16 protein-coding genes are annotated in these 20,319 nt (G+C 69.6%); 8 read left to right on the top strand and 8 right to left on the bottom strand.

Annotated elements, in window-relative coordinates; genetic code table 11:
- Positions 1–9: 9 nt before the first annotated feature.
- From mymT to ilvD, 3 genes are all read right to left on the bottom strand, one after another.
- Entirely contained in the window at positions 10–156 is a 147-nt protein-coding gene (gene mymT / locus ACZYZ9_RS19905) for a copper-binding metallothionein MymT (protein ID WP_246398338.1), read from the bottom strand.
- Positions 157–275: 119 nt separating this feature from the next.
- A complete protein-coding gene (locus ACZYZ9_RS19900; protein WP_463827986.1) occupies positions 276–3,587 on the bottom strand; it encodes a PE family protein in 3,312 nt (1,103 codons plus the stop codon).
- A 119-nt stretch (positions 3,588–3,706) separates the two neighbouring features.
- On the bottom strand, positions 3,707–5,425 hold the full coding sequence (gene ilvD / locus ACZYZ9_RS19895) for a dihydroxy-acid dehydratase (protein WP_463827985.1): 1,719 nt from the start codon (positions 5,423–5,425) through the stop codon (positions 3,707–3,709).
- A 100-nt stretch (positions 5,426–5,525) separates the two neighbouring features.
- On the opposite strand from ilvD, the gene ricR reads away from it, so the two are divergent.
- The 3 genes from ricR (at position 5,526) to ACZYZ9_RS19880 (ending at position 8,289) form a co-directional block, all read left to right on the top strand.
- Positions 5,526–5,816, top strand: a complete 291-nt coding sequence (ricR, locus tag ACZYZ9_RS19890; protein WP_463827984.1) for a copper-sensing transcriptional repressor RicR — start codon at positions 5,526–5,528, stop codon at positions 5,814–5,816.
- Positions 5,817–5,897: 81 nt separating this feature from the next.
- Positions 5,898–7,160: an MFS transporter gene (locus ACZYZ9_RS19885; protein ID WP_463827983.1), complete on the top strand. Its 1,263-nt coding sequence runs from the start codon at positions 5,898–5,900 to the stop codon at positions 7,158–7,160.
- 118 nt (positions 7,161–7,278) lie between these two features.
- A complete protein-coding gene (locus ACZYZ9_RS19880; RefSeq protein ID WP_463827982.1) occupies positions 7,279–8,289 on the top strand; it encodes a L,D-transpeptidase in 1,011 nt (336 codons plus the stop codon).
- Positions 8,290–8,298: 9 nt separating this feature from the next.
- On the opposite strand, the gene ACZYZ9_RS19875 is transcribed toward ACZYZ9_RS19880, so the two are convergent.
- Both ACZYZ9_RS19875 and ACZYZ9_RS19870 read right to left on the bottom strand, forming a co-directional pair.
- Complete coding sequence (locus ACZYZ9_RS19875) at positions 8,299–8,871, bottom strand: serine acetyltransferase (protein WP_463827981.1); 573 nt, start codon at positions 8,869–8,871, stop codon at positions 8,299–8,301.
- A 123-nt stretch (positions 8,872–8,994) separates the two neighbouring features.
- A complete protein-coding gene (locus ACZYZ9_RS19870) occupies positions 8,995–10,980 on the bottom strand; it encodes a M13 family metallopeptidase (protein WP_463827980.1) in 1,986 nt (661 codons plus the stop codon).
- Positions 10,981–11,022: 42 nt separating this feature from the next.
- Here ACZYZ9_RS19870 and ACZYZ9_RS19865 point away from each other — a divergent pair, with 42 nt between their 5' ends.
- A complete protein-coding gene (locus ACZYZ9_RS19865) occupies positions 11,023–11,643 on the top strand; it encodes a hypothetical protein (RefSeq protein ID WP_463827979.1) in 621 nt (206 codons plus the stop codon).
- Complete coding sequence (locus ACZYZ9_RS19860) at positions 11,640–12,329, top strand: hypothetical protein (RefSeq protein ID WP_463827978.1); 690 nt, start codon at positions 11,640–11,642, stop codon at positions 12,327–12,329. Before ACZYZ9_RS19865 ends, ACZYZ9_RS19860 begins: the two co-directional genes overlap by 4 nt.
- Here the strand turns inward: ACZYZ9_RS19860 and ACZYZ9_RS19855 are convergent.
- Together ACZYZ9_RS19855 and ACZYZ9_RS19850 are read right to left on the bottom strand one after the other, a co-directional pair.
- Positions 12,326–12,844, bottom strand: a complete 519-nt coding sequence (locus ACZYZ9_RS19855; RefSeq protein ID WP_463827977.1) for an XRE family transcriptional regulator — start codon at positions 12,842–12,844, stop codon at positions 12,326–12,328. The two genes, ACZYZ9_RS19860 and ACZYZ9_RS19855, sit on opposite strands and share 4 nt — an antisense overlap.
- Positions 12,841–15,816 carry an MMPL family transporter gene (locus ACZYZ9_RS19850; RefSeq protein WP_463827976.1) on the bottom strand — a complete coding sequence of 992 codons (2,976 nt, stop codon included), beginning with the start codon at positions 15,814–15,816 and terminating at the stop codon, positions 12,841–12,843. Before ACZYZ9_RS19850 ends, ACZYZ9_RS19855 begins: the two co-directional genes overlap by 4 nt.
- A 381-nt stretch (positions 15,817–16,197) precedes the next feature.
- Here ACZYZ9_RS19850 and ACZYZ9_RS19845 point away from each other — a divergent pair, with 381 nt between their 5' ends.
- Entirely contained in the window at positions 16,198–16,701 is a 504-nt protein-coding gene (locus ACZYZ9_RS19845; RefSeq protein WP_463827975.1) for a hemophore, read from the top strand.
- Here ACZYZ9_RS19845 and ACZYZ9_RS19840 read toward each other — a convergent pair whose 3' ends face one another.
- Positions 16,702–17,904 carry a lysylphosphatidylglycerol synthase transmembrane domain-containing protein gene (locus ACZYZ9_RS19840; protein WP_463827974.1) on the bottom strand — a complete coding sequence of 401 codons (1,203 nt, stop codon included), beginning with the start codon at positions 17,902–17,904 and terminating at the stop codon, positions 16,702–16,704.
- Positions 17,905–18,137: 233 nt separating this feature from the next.
- On the opposite strand from ACZYZ9_RS19840, the gene ACZYZ9_RS19835 reads away from it, so the two are divergent.
- Positions 18,138–19,115, top strand: a complete 978-nt coding sequence (locus ACZYZ9_RS19835; protein ID WP_463827973.1) for a YihY/virulence factor BrkB family protein — start codon at positions 18,138–18,140, stop codon at positions 19,113–19,115.
- 47 nt (positions 19,116–19,162) lie between these two features.
- Entirely contained in the window at positions 19,163–20,305 is a 1,143-nt protein-coding gene (locus tag ACZYZ9_RS19830; RefSeq protein ID WP_463827972.1) for an AI-2E family transporter, read from the top strand.
- The last annotated feature ends 14 nt before the right edge of the window (positions 20,306–20,319 follow it).

Genomic DNA, 20,319 nt, shown 5'->3' with positions numbered 1-20,319 from the left:
AAGTGGTGACTACTGCACCGGCACCAGCGCTTCGCCGCACGTGCAGCGATACGGCTCGGTGGCCCCGGAGCAGTGGCACGGGACCTCGACGCGAACGCGACAACCGCAACCCTCGTGGCCGCAGGTCAGCTCGGTTCCAGCTTCGTGAGTTGTCATTCGATATCACCTCATCTTCGGGACATAAACGGAGGGGGAACCTCCGCCTCGTCAGTGTATACCCCATAGGGGTATCCGGTAAAGGACGTTGACTGCCCCGGTGAGGCGAACTTCGCGGATCAGCCGTTCTGGCCGCTAGCGCCGCCGAGGCCGCTCGCGCCGCCGAGACCACCCGGGTCGGTGCCGACGCCGCCGTAGCCGCCGATGCCGCCCCCGCCGCCGAGACCGCCTGCCGCACCGTCCCCGGTGCCGCCGTCGCCACCGTCGCCGCCCAGCCCGCCGGGGCCGCCATTGCCGCCATTGCCGGTGCCGGCGGAATGCCCGCCCGCGCCGCCGCTGCCACCCACGCCGCCGCCACCGCCGTTGCCGCCGCCCTGGCCGTTCACGACTCCGTCGCCGCCGTCGCCGCCGTCGCCACCATTGCCGCCGAGACCGCCTACGCCGCCATCGCCATTGCCGGTTGCGCCACCACCGAGTCCGCCGGTGCCGCCCGGTCCACCCTTGCCGCCCGCCTGGCCCGCTCCGCCGGTCGCCCCGGCGCCGCCGTGACCGCCCGGACCGCCCTGGCCGGCATCGGCGTTGAAGTACCCCGGCCCGCCGATGCCGCCGGTGCCGCCCAGCCCGCCGGCGCCTCCACCACCCTGTTGGCCCGCGGTGCCCGCACCCGAGCCGGGTTGCCCGAAACCACCGCCGTCGCCGCCCTGGCCGCCGACACCGCCGGTCTTACCCGAGTCGCTGCCGTCGTTGTAACCGCCGTAGCCACCGACACCGCCCCGGCCGCCCTGACCGCCGCTGCCGCCGTTGCCGTTGGCGGCGCCGACGGGCGCGGCACCGCCCTCGCCGCCGGAACCGCCCAGGCCACCGGCACCACCGGCGAATCCGGTTTGGTCGCTGCCGCCGCTGCCGCCGTAGCCGCCCACACCTCCGAGGCCGCCCTGACCCCCGTTACCGGCAGCGGCACCACCCGGTCCCGGCGTGCCGCCGGTGCCACCGGTGCCGCCGACACCACCCGCCCAACCATCCGTCGAGTCACCGGTATCTCCGTAGCCGCCCTGACCTCCGATGCCGCCGTCACCACCGTTCCCGCCGAGGGCACCGGCACCCGGGTTGCCGCCGGTGCCCCCGGTGCCGCCCATGCCGCCCTGGGCGCCGACGGATTCCTTACCCGTACCGCCGTAACCGCCACCGCCGCCGACGCCACCGGTGCCGCCGTTTCCGCCCAGCGCCGCGGTACCACCGGTGCCCGGGTCACCGCCGGTGCCACCGGTGCCGCCGGCGCCACCCGCCGAGCCGTTCTGCTGGTAATCGCCGGGTCCGCCATAGCCGCCGCCACCGCCGGTGCCTCCGACGCCACCAGTGCCGGCCGTGCCACCGGTGCCACTGTTGCCGCCGTCGCCACCGTTGCCACCCTCACCGCCGGTACCGCCGGGTTGATTGATCTTGCCGGCGCCACCGAAGCCGCCCTGACCGCCCTCACCGCCGGTGCCACCGGAGCCCCAGGCCATCTGGCTGCCGTCCCCGGAGGTACCGCCGGCCGCGGCGTTTCCGCCGTTGCCGCCGTTGCCGCCCTTACCGCCCGTGGTGTGTTCGCTGTTGCCGCCGTATCCGCCGTCACCGCCGTACCCGCCGTCACCGCCGTAGCCGCCGTAATTGCTGGACCCGGCGATCGCGTCGCCGCCGACGCCGCCGTCCCCACCGACTCCGCCGTCCCCTCCGATTCCGGCGTTGGCGCTGCTGCCGGGGCCTCCACCGCTCCAGCCGCCGCTGCCACCCTGGCCGGCGTCACCGCCGTACCCGCCCTGACCGCCGCCGGAGCCGGTGTCGGCGGTTCCGGAGCCGCCTTTGCCACCGTCACCGCCGACACCGCCGCGGCCACCGTCGCCGTTGACCCCGCCGAGGGTGGCGCCGCCACCCCGGCCGCCGTCACCACCCATGCCGCCTTCGCCGCCCGCGCGGCCGGTGCCGTCCGCCCCCGCGGCACCACCGCCGCCGGCGCCACCTACACCGCCCACGCCGCCGGTCCCCACGCTGCCGCCGGTGCCGCCCTTGCCGGCCAGGCCGTTCTGGCCACCGGTCCCGCCGTCACCACCGTTGCCGCCGGCTCCGGGGCCGCTGCCGGTGTCGGCCGCGCCGCTGCCGCCGTCGCCGCCGTCGCCGCCGACGCCACCGGTGCCACCGCTGCCGTTGGTGCCACCGGCGCCACTGTTGCCGCCGGTTCCACCCCACCCGCCGGCCGCGCCGTTGGTACCCGTACCGCCCGAACCGGCAGCCGCGCTGAGGCCGGCCCCACCCTGTCCGCCGGTGCCACCCTGCCCGCCCGTGCCGTAGACGCCTACCGTCCCGCCGCTGCCACCGGTTCCGGCGGCTCCACCTGCGGCGGCATTGCCACCGTCGCCGCCTTTGCCGCCGACGGTGGCGCCGCTGCCGGTGTCTGCCGCACCCTGTCCACCGGAGCCACCCATTCCGCCGTCACCGCCGCGCCCGCCGTCACCGTTCGCTGCGCCCGATCCGGCATTGCCGCCGTCACCGCCCAGGCCGCCGGCACCGCCGGCTGCGCCCTGCTGGCCGGTGAGGCCGGTACCCCCCTTGCCGCCGGTGCCCCCGATGCCGCCATCACCACCGGCGCCGTTGTGGCCGAAGTGTCCGGCGGTGCCGCCGTTCCCACCGGCACCCGCGGCCCCGCCCGCGCCACCCTGCTGCCCGGTCGCGCCCGCGCCGCCTTGGCCGCCGTCGCCACCGGCACCGCCGGCCCCGGCGTGACCCTGCATGCCGGCATTGCCGCCGGCGCCCCCGTTGCCGCCCGCACCGCCGACGGCGCCGGCCAGGCCCGCGACACCCGTCCCGCCCATGCCACCGGCCCCGCCGTTGCCGCCCAGCGAGCCGCCATTGCCACCGGCGCCGCCGGTGCCGCCCGGTCCGCCGAGCCCGCCGAAGCCCCCATTGCCGAGCAGGCCTGCCGACCCGCCGGCACCGCCGACGGCGCCCACATTCGTGCTGTTCCCGCCGTTGCCGCCGCTGCCGTAGATGATGCCGCCGGGACCGCCGGCGGTGCCCACGCCGTTGACAGTCATCCCGTCGGCGCCGTTACCGATCAACGGGCGACCCAGCACCGCGTTGGTGGGGGCGTTGATCAGGCCGAGCAGTCCTCTGTTGGCGTTTTCGGCGGACAGGTACGCGTTCGAGGTGGCGTACAGGGTGGCGGTGAACTGATCATGGAACGCGCCCATCTGCCGGGCCAGCTCTTGGTAGCCCACCGCGTGCTGGGAGAACAGCGCCGCGACGGCCTCGGACACCTCGTCGGCCGCCGCGCTGGCCACGGCGGTCGTGGTCGCCGCAGCGGTCGCGTTGCCACTGGCGAGCAGGGCGCCGAGGCCCTCCAATTCGGCTGCCACCGAGGTGAGGAGCTGGGGTGAAACCAGTGCGTACGTCAACGGGCACCTCGCTGGGGTAACGCGCTGCTGACGACACAGCATCGCTGGACGCGCCCGATGTTAGCGTCGGAGATTGCCGGTTGCGGCCAAAATAGCGGGAATTCAACCGGCCGCCGGTGCTAGCCGCAGACCGCGCCGGTTGCGGCCGAATTGACCAGCTTGACGTACTTGGCCAGCACCCCGGTCCGGTAGCGCGGCGCCGGGGGCGTGAACCCCGCCCGGCGGGCCGCGAACTCGTCGGGATCGACCAGCACGTCCAGCGTGTGGCTGGCCACGTCGAGGCGGATCCGATCGCCGTCGCGCAGGAACGCGACGGGACCCGCGTCCACCGCTTCGGGTGCGATGTGGCCCACGCACAGGCCCGTCGTCCCGCCGGAGAACCTGCCGTCGGTCAGCAACAGCACGTCCTTACCGAGCCCGGCGCCTTTGATGGCGCCGGTGATGGCGAGCATTTCGCGCATCCCGGGACCGCCCTTGGGCCCTTCGTAGCGGATCACCACTGCGTCGCCCGTGGTGATGGTGCCGTCCTCGAGCGCATCGAGGGCCGCCCGCTCGCCGTCGAAAACCCTTGCGGTGCCTTCGAATACGTCAGAATCGAAGCCGGCCGACTTGACCACCGCACCCTCCGGCGCCAGCGACCCGTGCAGGATGGTGATGCCGCCACTGGGGTGGATCGGGTTGTCCAGCGCGCGCAGCACCTTGCCGTCCGGGTCGGGTGGGGCGATGTCGGCCAGGTTCTCGGCGACGGTCTTGCCGGTCACCGTCAGGCAGCCCCCGTGCAGCAGGCCGGCGTCCAGCAGCGCTTTCATCACCACCGGCACCCCGCCGATGTGGTCCACATGCGACATCACGTGCCGGCCGAACGGCTTGACGTCGGCCAGGTGCGGCACCTTGGAGCCGATCCGGCTGAAGTCGTCCAACGACAACTCGACTTCCGCCTCGTGCGCGATGGCCAGCAGGTGCAGCACCGCGTTGGTCGACCCGCCGAACGCCATCACCACCGCGATCGCGTTCTCGAAGGCCTCCCTGGTCAGGATGTCGCGCGCGGTGATGCCGTGCCGCAACAATTCGACGACCGCCTGGCCGCTGCGGCGGGCGAACCCGTCGCGGCGGCGGTCGGTCGCCGGGGGTGCCGCGCTGCCCGGCAGCGACATGCCCAGTGCCTCGGCCGCGCTGGCCATGGTGTTGGCGGTGTACATGCCGCCGCAGGCACCCTCGCCGGGGCAGATGGCGCGTTCGATGGCGTCGACGTCGGCGCGGCTCATCAATCCGCGCGAGCAGGCGCCGACGGCCTCGAAGGCGTCGATGATGGTGACTTCGCGCTCGCTGCCGTCGGACAGCTTGGCCACCCCCGGCAGGATCGAACCGGCGTAGAGGAACACCGAGGCCAGGTCCAGCCGCGCGGCGGCCATCAGCATGCCCGGGAGCGACTTGTCGCAGCCGGCCAGCAGCACCGAGCCGTCCAGGCGCTCGGCCTGCATGACGGTCTCGACGCTGTCCGCGATCACCTCGCGCGACACCAGGGAGAAGTGCATGCCTTCGTGACCCATCGAGATGCCGTCGGACACCGAGATGGTGCCGAACTCCAGCGGGTAGCCGCCCGCCTGGAAAACGCCCTCCTTGACCGCCTTGGCCAGTCGGTCCAGCGACAGGTTGCACGGCGTGATCTCGTTCCAGGACGAGGCGACCCCGATCTGCGCCTTGGCGAAGTCCTCGTCCACCATGCCCACCGCGCGCAGCATGCCGCGGGCGGCGGCCTTCTCCAGACCGTCGGTGACGTCGCGGCTGCGGGGCTTGATGTCGACTTGACCAGGGGCTTGCTCGGGAACTGGGGCCATCCTGCAAGTATGCGGTGCGGGGCCATCGCGCCAAAATCAATGACCGCTCCGGTCTGATACCCTAGCGGGGTATATAGTGACCAGTTCGTCGGGAGAGTAGATGAGCGCACCGCACGGATACGCGCAGCAGAAGGACAACTACGGCAAACGGTTGCGGCGCATCGAGGGCCAGGTGCGCGGCATTGCGCGCATGATCGAAGAGGACAAGTACTGCATCGACGTGCTGACCCAGATCAGCGCCGTCAACAGTGCCCTGCGGTCGGTGGCGCTGGGATTGCTCGACGAGCATCTCAATCACTGCGTCACCCGGGCGGTGACCGAGGGCGGCCCCGATGTCGACGACAAGCTGGCCGAAGCGTCCGCAGCCATCGCGCGCCTGGTTCGGTCCTGAGTGCTGCGTTGCGTACGGTAAAGGTGCGAAACCGCGCCGGCCAGCTACCGTAGCTGCCCCGGCGGTTTTGCACTTCACACCATGACTGCTCAAGCCGCCAGTGCCGCCCGAACGTGGACACCACGGATCGCGGTTCAACTGTCGGTATTGGCCGCGGCGGCCTTCATCTATGTCACCGCCGAACTGCTGCCGGTGGGTGCCCTGTCCGCCATCTCGCGGGACCTGCACGTGAGCGTCTTCTGGGTCGGGGCGCTGGTCTCCTGGTATGCGCTGGTGGCAGCGGTGATGACAGTTCCGCTGGTGCGCTGGACGGCGCACTGGCCGCGCCGCTCGACGCTGCTGCTCAGCCTGGCCTGTCTGACCGTCTCGCAGCTCATCTCGGCGGTGGCACCCAGTTTCGCGGTGCTGGCCGCCGGGCGGGTGTTGTGCGCGGTCACCCACGGGCTGCTGTGGTCGGTGATCGCCCCGATCGCCACCCGGCTGGTACCGCCCAGCCATGCCGGGCGGGCCACCATGTCGACCTACATCGGCACCAGCCTGGCGCTGGTGATCGGGAGTCCACTCACCGCTGCGCTGAGCCTGATGTGGGGTTGGCGGGTGGCAGCCGAGTGCATCACGGTGGTCGCCGCCGTCATCACCGTGGCCGCGCGAGTGGTGCTGCCGGAAATGACGTTGACGCAAGACCAGCTGCAGTTCGTGGGCCGCCGCTCGCGCCACCACCGCAACCGGGCGTTGGTCATCGTCAGCCTGATCACCATGATCGGGGTCACCGGCCACTTCGTCTCCTACACCTACATCGTGCGGATTCTCGCGGAGGTCGTCGGGGTCCGGGGCCCCAACCAGGCCTGGCTGTTGGCCGCCTACGGCATCGCCGGGGTGCTCGCGGTCGCGTTGGTGGGCCGGCCGCTGGACCGCCGCCCCCGCGGTGCCGTCATCATCTGCATCGCCGGGCTGACGACTGCCCTGGTGTTGTTGAGTGTGCTGGCCTACCGCTGGCACGACTCCGCCCGCACGGCGCTGATCGTGGGGACCGCCGCGATCGTGCTGTGGGGGGCGATGGCCACCGCGGTGTCGCCGATGCTGCAGGCCGCCGCTATGCGCGCCGGGGCGGACGACCCCGACGGTGCCTCCAGTCTGTATGTGACGGCGTTTCAGGTGGGCATCATGGCAGGCTCGCTGGCCGGCGGGCTGCTGTTGGAGCGCAGTGTGGCGATGATGCTGACCGCGTCGGCGATCCTGATGGGCCTGGCGTTGCTGGCGATGTCGGCGCTCGGGCGGGTGATCGAAGCGCTGCCGGCGGACCCTGCCCAGGGGGCCGGGACGGCAATTTCACAGGACGATTAACACCGCAGGTCAGCGGCCTGAACTGGGGTTGGTAACGGTTGGCCGGAGCTCGCCGATTGGCTAACCGGTGGTGCTGCTGTGCCACACTGGGTCGGAGAATTTGACCGGAGGGATCGATATGTCGCGCAGGACGAGAGACTTTTCGAGGGGACGTCTCTGGGCCTTTGTCGCTGCCGCTCTGAACGTTTTCGGGGTGGTCGCAGTGCTGGCGCTGGGTGCCGGTCCGGCAGTGGCTGACCCGGACGAGCCGCCCGGCGACCCCGGCCCCGTCGTGGTCGCGCCGGGTGACCCCGTGCTGCCGGATCCGATAGCCCTGCCGCCGCTGCCCGACCCGCTGGCACCGATTCCGGGCATCCCGGGCGCGGCGCCGGTGGCCAGCGGACCCGCGCCGGCCGGTCAGGACAACACCCCGTTCATCGGCGAACCGCCGTTCCGGCCGCCGGCCTTCAATCCGGTGAACGGCGCGATGGTGGGCGTGGCAAAACCGATCATCATCAACTTCCAGGTACCGATCGCCGACCAGGCGATGGCCGAGCGCGCCATCCACATCTCGTCGGTCCCGCCGGTGCCGGGCAAGTTCTACTGGCTGACCCCGTCGCAGGTGCGCTGGCGGCCGCTGGCGTTCTGGCCGCCCAACACCGCGGTGAACATCGATGCGGCCGGCACCAAGTCGAGCTTCCGTACCGGCGACTCGCTGATCGCCACCGCCGACGACGCCACGCACCAGATGACGATCACCCGCAACGGGACCGTCGTCCAGACGTTCCCGATGTCGATGGGTATGGCCTCCGGCGGTCATCAGACCGCCAACGGCACCTATTACGTGCTGGAGAAGATGCCGACCGTGGTGATGGACTCCTCGACCTACGGGGTCCCGGTCAACTCGGCCAACGGCTACAAGGTGACCGTGTCCGACGCCGTCCGGTTCGACAACAGCGGCAACTTCGTACACAGCGCACCGTGGTCGGTGGGCGATCAGGGCAAGCGGGACGTCAGCCACGGCTGCATCAATCTGAGCCCGTCCAACGCCAAGTGGTTCTTCGACAACTTCGGCAGCGGAGACCCGATCATCGTCAAGAACTCCGTCGGCGTGCCGAAGAATGACGGCTCCAACGACTGGCAGTTGTAGCCCCGGCGGTTACGAAGCCGAACGGCTGAGCAGCGACGGTACGGCGGGTTGGCGCCGGTCGTAGATGATCCGGGCGGGCACGCCGGCGACCTCGACATCGTCGGGAACCGGCTTGGTCACCACCGCTCCGGCACGAATGCTCGCGCGATTGCCGACGTCGACGCCGAGGATGATGGCGCCAGGAGAGATGAACACGTCGTCGCCGATGACGGGATACTGGCCGGGGAGCCCCTCTCCGATTGAAACCCCTTGGTGGATACGGCAATTGGCGCCGATCTTCGCCCGGTAGTGCACGTGCAGCGGGCCCACGTGGGCGATCGACAACCCCGGGCCGAAGACGTTGCGCGAGACGACGAAGCCGAGTCGCTCGCCGAGCAGCTTGGTCCGTAGCTGGAAATAACCGGCGATGAGGCGTCCTACCGGCGTGCGCGCGGTGTTGGTCCAGTATTCCGATTTGCGCAGCAGCCGCTGGAAATGTGTCGGGCGCTGCGTCAGCCGGTACCGCAGCCGCCAGCGTTCCAGCCCCTGGGCCTTGAGGTCCGCCGCCAGGTAGAACGTCAAGTCGTCCCGAGATTCGATCACGTGTACCCCCGTGTCGTGGTTTTCAGTGTCTGTTGACCACGACAACTCAGGTTAAACCATACTTAAGGTACTGAAAAGTTACTAGTGAGTCACCTTATGGTTTGGTGCGAGCCGGGGGTGCGCCTAGTTCCAGATGCGGACGCGGCTGCCCGGGTCGAGGAACAGTTCGTCCTCCTCGGACACGTCGAACGCCTCGTAGAACGCATCCACGTTGCGGATCACACCGTTGCAGCGAAACTCCGGCGGCGAGTGCGGGTCCACCGCCAGGCGCCGGATCGCTTCGGCGGCACGGGATTTGGTGCGCCACACCTGAGCCCAGCCGAAGAAGACGCGCTGCACGCCGGTGAGACCGTCGATCACCGGCGCCGGCCGGCCGTTCAGCGACAACTGATACGCCAGCAGCGCGATCGACAGTCCGCCGAGGTCGCCGATGTTCTCGCCGACGGTGAATGCGCCGTTGACGTGGTGCCCACCGTCCAGGTCGCGCGGGACATACGCCTCGTACTGCTCGATCAGGGCCTTGGTGCGGGCGCCGAACTCGGTGCGGTCGTCGTCGGTCCACCAGTCCACCAGGTTGCCGTCACCGTCGTACTTGGCGCCCTGGTCGTCGAAACCGTGCCCGATCTCGTGGCCGATCACCGCACCGATGCCACCGTAGTTGGCGGCGTCGTCGGCGTCGGCGTCGAAGAACGGCGGCTGCAGAATGGCGGCGGGAAAGACGATTTCGTTCATCCCGGGGTTGTAGTAGGCGTTGACGGTCTGCGGTGTCATGAACCATTCGTCCCGGTCCACCGGGCCACCCAGCTTGGCCAGTTCCCGATCGTGGTTGACGGCGTAGCCGCGCTGGTAGTTGCCGTACAGGTCGTCGCGGCGGATCACCAGCGCCGAGTAATCCCGCCAGCTGACCGGATAGCCGACCTTGGCGGTGAACTTGGCCAGCTTGGTCAGCGCACGCTCGCGGGTCTGCGGCGTCATCCAGTCCAGGTCGCTGATGCTGATCCGGTAGGCCTCCTGCAGATTTTCCACCAGCGCGTCGATGCGGTCCTTGGCGCCCGGCGGAAAGTGTTGCTGCACATACAGTTTCCCGACGGCGTCGCCCATCAGGGTCTCCACCAGCGAAACCGCCCGCTTCCAGCGGTCCCGGATCTGCTCGGTGCCGGTGAGCCGGCGGCCGTAGAAATCGAAGTCCGCGGCCACCAATTCACTGGTCAGCCACGGGGATCGGGCACGAATCAACCGCCAGCGCGCCCAGCTCTTCCAGTCCTCGAAGTCCGCACTGCTCCACAGCTCGGCGAAGGTGGTGAGGTAATCCGGTTGCCGGACAACGACTTCCGCGACACGTTCCGGCGTGGTGCCCAGCCCGGCCGTCCATCCGGCCCAGTCGAAGCCGCCGCCCTCGGTCTGCAGGTCGGCGAAACTGCGCAGGTTGTAGGTGAGGTCGGCGTCGCGGCGCTTGACCACATCCCAGTGCGCGGCGGCGAGTTTGCGCTCCAGCGCCACGATGCGGGCCGCGGTGTCGGCGTGCTCGTCGGCGGGGCCGCCAAAGACCAGCCCGAACATCGTCGCGATGTGGCCCGGGTAGGCCGCGAGCACGGCGGCGTGCTGCTCGTCGCGGTAGTAGGACTCGTCGGGCAGGCCGATCCCGGACTGGCTGAAGTGCACCAGGTAGCGGGTGGAGTTCTTGGAGTCGGTGTCCACGTAGAACCCGACACCGCCGCCCACCCCGGTGCGCTGCAGGGCCCCGACCGCTGCGGCCAGCGCAGCACGATCGGCGGCGCTGTCGATGACCTGCAGTTCGTCGTGCAACGGTTGCAGCCCCCGGCGCTGCACGGTCTCCTCGTCGAGGAAGCTGGCGTAGAGGTCGCCGATGCGCTGCTCGTCGGTCCCGTGCGCGGCCTGGCTGCGGCTCGCCTCCACGATCAGGTCGCGCACCTGCTCCTCGGCGCGGTCGAACAGGGTGCGGAAGGCGCCGTCGGTGGCGCGGTCGGCGGGAATGTCGTACTCGGTCAGCCAGCGGCCGTTCACATGACCGAAAAGGTCGTCCTGCGGTCGGGCGGCTGGGTCGACGTAGCTCAGATCGATACCCGAGCGGATGGCCTCTACTGTCACCCCGCCATCCTTCCATCTGGTTTCGGGTGCAACGATCGGGCCATGCCTGACCAGGAGAAAACTGAGGCGGACAGCGAGACCGCAGACGCCGACGACGCCGAGTACGGCAGCGGGGTGTTCTCCCCCTACGGCATCGCGTCGGCGGTGCTGGGCCTGGTCTGCGTCGCGGCGGTGGTGCTCGGCGTGCTCATCTGGACCAACCACAAAGACGACTCCGGCGAGCGCATCTACCTGTCCAAGGTCATGCAAACGGCCTACGAGTGGTCCAACGTGCTGATCAACATGAACAGCAGCAACATCGACGCCAGCCTGCAACGGCTGCACGACGGGACGGTCGGCGAACTCAACACCTACTTCGAGGCCACCATGCAGGGCTACCGGCAGGTGGCCGCGAAGCTACAGGCACAGAGCGTCGGCCGGGTGGAGTCGGTGGCCATCGACACCATGCACCGCGACCTCGATACCGTCCCCGGATCGCCGCGACAGGTGGTACCCACCAAGCTGCCCGCCTTCGCCACCCGAACCGACTCGGTGATGCTGGTGGCCGCTTCGGTGGCCGAGAAGTCCGGCGGACAACCGCAGGTGGTGCGCTGGAGCCTGCGGTTGGACGTCTCGCAGATCGACGGCAAGCTGATGATCTCCAAGCTGGAGCTGATCAAATGAGGAACGCCTGGCGGTTCGCAGCGTTCGACATCCTGGCGCCGCTGGTGGCGATCGCCGCGCTGGCGGCGATCGGCGTGGTGCTGGCCTGGCCGCGGTGGTGGGTGGCGGTCGGCACCGCGCTGGTGCTGCTGATCGTCGAGGGCGTAGCCGTCAACTTCTGGTTGATGCGCCGCGATGCGGTCACCCTCGGCACCGACGACGACGCGCCCCGGCTGCGGCTCGCGGTGGCATTTCTGGCCACGGCGGCCGTCTGCGCGGCGGTGCTGACCGGCTACACGCATTGGACCGCCAACGACGACCAGTTCAAGCGGGACTCGGTGACGGTGGTGCAGGTCGCCACCGGCGCCGCCGAGGCGGTGGCGTCGTTCTCGCCGACGGCTCCGGGGGTGAATATCGACCGTGCTGCCTCGCTGATGGTGCCGGAGCAGGCCGGCAAGTTCAAAGAGGAGTACACCAGGACCAGCGCGGACCTGTTGCAGCGCAAGGTGACGGCGCAGGCGTCGACCTTGGCGGCCGGGGTCGAGGCCATCGGGCCGTCGGCGGCCAGCGTTGCGGTGATCATGCGGGTGACGCAGAACTCGCCCGGCCAGCCCACCAGTCAGGCGGCCCCGGCGGTGCGGGTGACGTTGACCAAGCGCGGCAACGACTGGCTGGTACAGGACATCGCGCCGATCAGCGCCCGCTAGTTGGCGTGCGGCGAGCGTTCGTTCTTGACCCGCACGAACCGGTCGGACAACCGGCGCATCCGGATCATCAGGGAAGCGGACGGGCTGACGCGGCCGTCCAGGTAGTCGGCCAGGTCTTCGGCGGTGACGCCGATACGCGAGGCGAACTCCTGCTGCACCAGGCCGGAGCGGTCCATCAGCAGCTTCACGTGGCGGGCGACCTCGGCGCGCTCATTGGCCTCCAGGTGCGCACGAGCCCGCTCCAGCACCTCCCACAGCGCCTTGGCGATGCCGGCCGGGCGCGCACCGCCGAGGATCTCCTCGACCTGACGGGCGGTGCGGCCGTACGGGTCCCGTTTGAGCGCGCTGGCAATGCGCTTCCAGGTGGCGATGTCGCCACCCTCCAACGACGAGCGGATAGCGGCGGTGGACCAGAATTCGACCGGCTGATCCGGGTCGGGGTGCCCGGCCGCCTCGGGCCTGGACCTGGCGCCGCGGGCAGGCGCCGGTCTGCGCTGGTCGGCTGCCAACGTCACCTCGCCTCCTCCAACATCGCGACGGCCACCGACAGACAGCGCTGCCGGACCTCCTCCCAGTTTGCCTTGACACCGGAATCTGTCGACACGTCGTCGAGGTCGCACGGATCGGGATCGGCCAGCCGGCGGACCAGCTGGCTGGCGACCCAGTACCGCCGGGGAGACGAGCCGGGAGGCTGACAACAGTAATACCTATCCATCCCGGACAGCACCACCGCTGCGGTCTCCGGTTCCATCACCTCCACCATGTCAGCAAAGTCGGCATAATCGCGGCTGCTGTTACGGCTCATGATCAGGTAGCCCTTGAGCCGCAGCGTTTCGGCGCCGGTGGGCACCTGCAGGCGATCGCCGGTGGGCAGCTGGACATTCGTGGTCTCCACCGGGCTCTGCCGCCGGTACCGGGGCCGTGCCGACCTGGGCTCCCGGCTCTGCAGGGCGTCGAGGGCAACGGCCAACCGTCCGCGCCACAGGGTGACGGGGTGCACCGGCCGGCCGGTCCACGGCATGGCCCGGGCGATGCTGGAGCGGTAGGACAGCCCGACTTTGCGTGCGGTGGCCTGCCCCACCGGGCCGGTGGCGAGCGTCAGCGTCACCGAGTCGGTGTCTTCGGCCGTCGCCGGGTCCCGGTCCGGCTCGGTGCGCCCGCAGCCGGTGAAAGCCAGCGGGTCGGTCACGCAAATGGCATCGGGGGCAAGGGTTTTGAGCTTAGCGGCCGACTTGATCACCATGCGCAGATCGGCGCTGGGCGCGATCGCGGCGGTGATGTCCTCGGGGATCACGACGACGCCGCCCAGGTCGACGTCGGGCAGCGGACGGTCGAAGTCCACCGACGGCAGGACCCGGCCCAGCCAACCCGGTATCCACCAGTTCCACTTGGCGAACACCGCCATCAAGGCGGGCACCAGGACCAGCCGGACGATGCTGGCGTCGACGGCGATCGCGACCGCACATGCCACCCCGATCTCGGCGACCAGCGGCATACCGGCAAACGCGAACCCGCAGAACACCGCGATCATGATCAGCGCGGCGCTGGTGATGGTGCGGGCGCTGGTGCTCACCCCGTAGGCGACGGCGTCGCGGGTGTGCCCGGTCTGCAGGAAACGCTCCCGGATCCGGGTAAGCAGGAAGATCTCGTAGTCCATGGACAACCCGAACGTCATCGCCAGGACCAACGGGGGCACGGTGCTGTCGATCGAGGTCAGGTGCGGGAAGCCGAGCGGTGCGGCCCACCCCCACTGGAAGACCATCACCAGCGATCCGTAGGCGGCCGCCACCGACAGCAACGTCATCAGCACGCCCTTGAGCGCCAGCAGCACCGAGTGGACCGAGAGCAGCAGCATCAGGAAGGCGATCAGCGCCACGAAGCCCAGCACCAGCGGCTGGGTTTCGGCGACCCGGTCGTCGAAGTCCTTGATCAGCGCCGTCGACCCGCCGACCGCCACCTTCGCGTCCCCGGCGGTTCGCGGCAGCTGGCTGCGCATCCAGTCCACCGTGTGCCGGGCCCGCATGTCTTCGGGGTCGACCGACAACACCGCGCTGAGCAGGGCACTCTTCTTGTCTTCGCTGTAGACCGGGGGTGGCACCGACGCGACGTCGGGCGCCTTGGCCATCTGCTCGCGCAGCGCCGCCATGATCTGGGCGTGCGCGGGCGGGGCGTCCGGTCCCTCCGGCCAGTCGGGGAAGGTGACCAGCACCTGGACCGGACCCATCGAGCCCGGGCCGAGGGCCTGCGATGCCGCGGCCACCCCGGCGCGGATCTCGTGCGACGAGTCGAACTGCCGCAGCAGGCTGTTGCCCAGCACCATCGCCGTCGCCGGTGCCGCCATCAGCAGCAGCACCGCCGACGCCGCCAGCGCCGAAATCCAGGGCCGGCGCATCACCCAGCCGACCCAGCGCGTCCAGAACCGCGAGACGGTGCTCTCCGGTCGCCTGGACCAGTGCAGCAGCACCGACCGTTTCGCCGCCGCGCGGGAGAAGGTGGCCAGCAGCGCCGGCGTCAGTGTGGCGGAGGTGAGCATCGCGACCGCGACCGCCAGGATCGCGCCGGTGGCCATCGACTGCAACGCCGGGGTGTTGATCAGGTAGATACCGGTGAGCGAGGCGATGACCGTCATGCCGGACAGCACCACCGCGAGCCCGGACGTGGCCATGGCGGCGTCCACCGCCTCCTGCGGCTGCCGTCCGGTGCGCAGTTCCTCGCGGAAGCGCATCAGGATGAACAGCGAATAGTCCACGGCCAGCGCAATGCCGAACATCGACACCGTCGACGTCACGAATACCGACATGGTGGTGTGCATGGACAGCAGATAGACCAGTCCCATGGTGACCACGACGGTGCACACGCCCAGTGCCAGCGGGATCGCCGCGGCCGCCAGCGAACCGAAGACCGCCAGCAGCACGATCAGGATGATCGGCAGGTTCCATTCCTCGGCCTTGGCGATGTCGTGCTTGGTGTTGGCCGCCGCGGCGGCGGACAGGGCGCCCTGACCGATGACGTAGAGGCGCACGTGACCGTTGGCGGTCTCCCCGGACCGGTCGTCTTCCACGCCGATCCGTTGGCGCAGTTTCTTGGCGACGTCGCTGGTGCCCGGATTGCGGGCGTCCAGGCGCAGCGTCACGACGTAGGGCCGGTCGGGTTGCGGTGGATGTTGGGTGGGATTGGGCGCGACGGTGACGCCGGGCAGGTCGGCGGCGATCTTCTTCAGTTGCGCGACGGCATCGTTGATGTCCTGGTAGGTGGCGTCGGCGCGGGGGGCGGCCACCAGCGCCAGCGGGGAGGCGCCGAGTTCGGGGTACTGCGCGACGAGTTGGTCGTGCACGTTGAGCGACTGGGAGCCGGCGACCTCGAATCCGCCGCCGGTCAGATTCCCCGACTGCGACATCGCCAGATACACCGCCGGAACCAGCGCAAGTAACCAGCCGGCGAAGACGAGCCAGCGAAATCGGCGCAGGTTGCGGCTCAGCCGCATCATGAACTGCTGGATTTCCCACTCCCCGTATTCCGTGATTTCGTACGCAGCGCGCCCGCGAGCCTACCGGAGGACGTTGTGCCCGAAGTTTGCTTATCGGTTCCTGAGCTGCGGTGACAGCAGTTCCCCGGGATCGTTGTTAAGTCGTGACGGTCATCTGCCGACCACAGCGTCAGAACAACGGTTCGGTCTGTGATCCGCAATGCTTGCGGATCCCCTCGCAGCCGCGATCGCAGCGGGTTACCGGGACGCTGAGTCGCAGCGCCGTCGCAGCCACCGCGCAATCGATCAGGTTGCGTTGGCGACGTATCGGCCGCCGATGGCAGGATGGTCGAGGCCCGCGGGTCGGCAGACATCGCGAGGCGAACCACCGAGGAGTTACCCATGCAAGCAAGCACGCGTCGCGGGCTTTTCGCAGTAGTGATCGCAGCCGGTCTGGCCGGCGCCGGCAGCGCATTCGTCGCGGCACCCGCAGCAACAGGTTCGACGGACCCGTGCGCGGCCAGCGAAGTGGCCCGCACCGTGGGCACCGTCGCAAAGCAGACCGGTGATTACCTGGATTCGCATCCGGACACCAACCAGGCCCTGACGTCGGCCTTGCAGGAACCCGCGGGCCCGCAGTCGGCCACCACGCTCAAGAGCTACTTCGAGACCCACCCGAAGGTCGCGCTGGATCTGCAAGGCCTCGCCAACCCGCTGAACAAGCTGGGCACCCAGTGCAGACTGCCGATCACGTTGCCACAGGCACTGAGCCTGTTCCAGGCGGCCCAAGGCGCGGGCGGCGCGCTGCCGGGCCTGCCGGGCGCCGCCGCGGTGGGCGGCCAGCCGGCCCCGCTCGCGGGCCCCGGGCCCGGTCCCCGTCCCGGTCCGGCACGCGCCGCCGGCTGATCAGCCTCGCTGGTTGGCGTCGGCCGCCGGCACATGCTCCGGCGGCGGCAACGGACCCTGCAGCGCGCTGTCGGACGGATCGACAACAGCGTTCAGCCCGCGGCCGCGGACACCTGGATCGGTGGGCGGGTCGTCGGAGTCGCTGTCGGTGACCCGGCGGAACATGAAGAAGAACACCACCCAGCCGACCGCGGCGATGAACAGCCAGCTGATCAGCCGGTAGATCAGCATCGCCGAGATGGCGTTGGGCAACGACATTCCGCTGGACACCAGACCGGGGACCAGCACTGCCTCCACCACCAGCAGACCACCCGGCATCAGCGGGATCGTCCCCACCGCGCGCGCCGCGGCGTAGGCGACCGTCAACCCTGCCAGTGAGGCATGATCTCCCGCGGCGTAGGCCGCAAAGGCCAGGCACGCGACGTCGGCGACCCAGTTGAACAGTGACCAGCTGAACGCCGCCCCCAGGTCGCGTCGGCTCAGGCTCACCGACTCGAGCTGCATCAAGATCTCGCGCCACTTCTCCACACCGGTCTCGGCGGGTTTGCCGCGAATGGAGTTCACCCAGGACAGCACCTTGATGCCGATGCCTTCGATCAACTCCGGCCGCGACGCCACCGCCTGCGCCAGCAACAACAACGCGACGAACCCGCCCAGCGTGAACAGCAGCGAAAAGGGGTTGTTCTTCGCGCCCAGCAGAAACGCCCCACCCAAACCCAGCACCGCCAGCCCGACCGCCTGCAGCGCGCCCGACATGACCAGCTGCCACGACGCCACCACCGTGGATGCGCCCCACAGGCGCTGCTGGCGCAGCAGGAACGTCGCCGAGATCACCGGCCCGCCGGGCAGCGTGGTACTCAACGAGTTCGCGGCGTAGAACGCTGCTTCCGAACGCAGTTGCTTCACCTGTACGCCGGCCGACGCCAGCAGGGTGCGCTGGATCTGAGCGAAACTGTGCATCGACGCCGCCGCGGCGATCATCGCCGCGACCAACCACCACCACTTGGCGTCGAACAAGCTCATCCAGGCCTTGGCCAGTTGATCGCGCACCAACACGATCTCGACGCCGAGCACGAGCACCACGAGGGACAGTCCCACCCACCGCAGCCACCAGTACTTGCCGCGCGGGGGCGCGTCTGCTGGGCGGGAGAGCGTCTCCAACCACCCGCCCACCGGTTTGCGGGCAGCGGCGTCCGGTGACATCGGACTAGGGTAACCGCGCAGGTGGCGACACCATACCTGCACGTCGCCGAGCGTGTCGGGGTCGTTCCAGGGTCGTAACCGAACCGTGGCGGCCCGCGTCGGCGGTTTTGGGGGAATGACACCGATGACCGGCGCGATTGACCACCGGCAAATCGGGGTATGACCGGGCGCAACCCTGCGGGCAGGGGGTCGGGTCGGCGTGATATCTCGGCGTGGGAATGAAGTGATCGGCGATGGTCGGCTGGTTGGACAGGCTGCAACGGCGTAACCGCGGCGTCGGGGTGGCCGTCGCCGTCATCTACAAGTACCTCGACGACCAGGGCAGTTACCTGGCCGCCCTGATCACCTACTACGCGTTCGTGTCGCTGTTTCCCATGCTGTTGCTGTTGACCACCGGCCTGGGAGTGTTGCTCGCCGACCGGCCGGATCTCAAGGCGAAGGTGCTGCAGAGCACCCTGAGTCAGTTCCCGGTGATCGGTAGCCAGCTGCAGCAGCCGGAGGGACTCAGCGGCGGGACGGTCGCTGTGGTGGTCGGCATACTGGGCGCGCTCTACGGGGGCCTGGGTGTGGGCCAGGCGGTGCAGAACGCGATGGATTCGGTGTGGGCGGTGCCGCGGGACCAGCGCCGCGACCCGTTCCGTTCCCGGGCATTCAGCCTGCTGCTGCTGTTCGTGCTGGGTTCGGCGGCCATCGCGTCGACCCTGCTGTCCGGCGTCGGGCACGCGACGGGATCGCTCGGCGTGTTCGGGAAAATCGGCATCACGCTGGTCGCCATCGGCATCAATGCGTCGATCTGCCTGGTGGCCTTCCGCCTCACCACCGCGCGCGACCTCAGCTATCGCCAGGTGCTGCCGGGGGCCCTGGCCGCGGCGTTCATCTGGCAGATCCTGCAGTGGTTCGGCGCCGGTTACGTCGGCCACGTCGTGAAATCGGCCAGCGCGACCAACAGCGTGTTCGCGCTGGTGCTGGGCATGCTCGCGTTCCTGTTCCTGGTGTCGTCGACGTTGGTGTTGTGCGCCGAGATCAACGTGGTGCTGGTGGAGCAACTCCACCCGCGTGCCCTGCTGACGCCGTTCACTGACGACGTGGACCTGACCCCCGCTGACCGCAAGACCTACACCAGGCGGGCGAAAGCCGAACGCGTCAAACGCTTTCAGCGGGTCAGTGTCCGGTTCGACGATGCCGATTCCACGACCACCGACGTGTCGTGAGGAAGCGCGTGCGACCCACCGCACCGGCGTCCAGCTACGCTGATCCGATGTCAGCAACTAACGATGACGATGCGGTAAGCCCGCTGGTCCGCAAGACCGCCGCATGGTCGTGGCGGCTGGTGGTCATCGTGGTGGCCGCGGTGGCGCTGCTGTGGGTGGTCGAGAAACTCGAAGTCATCGTGGTGCCGGTGCTGCTGGCCCTGATGTTCAGCGCGCTGCTGATGCCGTTGGTGGACTGGCTGGACATGCGGGGTCTGCCGCGCGGCTTCGCGGTGGCGCTGGTGCTGCTGGCCGGATTCGCGATCCTCGGCGGCATTCTGACGTTCGTGGTCACCCAGTTCATCGTCGGCGTCCCGGACCTCGTCACCCAGGTCGAGCACAGCATCGATTCCCTGCGCCGCTGGCTCATCGAGGGGCCGGCGCACGTGCGCCGCGAACAGATCGACAACGCCGGCAACTCCGCGATCGAAGCGCTGCGGAACAACCAGGCGAAGCTGACCAGCGGAGCGCTGTCTACCGCGGCCACCATCACCGAGCTGGCTACCGCCGCGGTGTTGGTGCTGTTCACCCTGATCTTCTTTCTCTACGGCGGCCGCAACATCTGGCAGTACGTTCAGCAGATCTTCCCGGCCCATGTCCGCGACCGCGTCCACGAGGCCGGCAAGGCCGGATACGGCGCCCTGACCGGCTACATCCGCGCCACGTTCCTGGTCGCGCTGACCGATGCGGCCGGGGTGGGCGCCGGTCTGGCGATCATGGGCGTACCGCTGGCGTTGCCGCTGGCCTCCATCGTGTTTCTGGGCGCCTTCATACCGCTGATCGGTGCACTGGTCTCAGGCCTGCTGGCGGTGGTGGTGGCGCTGCTGGCCAAGGGCATGGTCTACGCGCTGCTCACCCTCGGCCTGCTGATCGTGGTGAACCAGCTCGAAGCGCACGTGCTGCAGCCCGTGGTGATGGGACGCGCGGTCTCGATCCATCCGTTGGCGGTGGTGCTGGCCATCTCCACCGGTGGGGTATTGGCCGGGATCGTCGGCGCGTTGCTGGCGGTGCCGACGGTGGCGTTCCTGAACAACGCCATGCAGGTGTTGCTGGCCAAGGATCCCGAGGTGGAGGCCGAGGAACAGGCCGAAGGCGAGACGGGCGCGATCGTGTCGGCGCGGCCGGACCAGCCGGACGACAGCGACCCGTAGTAGCCGACCGGCCC

Source organism: Mycobacterium sp. IDUB_28, assembly GCF_055419285.1.
Note: the sequence above shows the minus strand (reverse complement) of the source record. Positions and strands in the feature narration are given on the sequence as shown.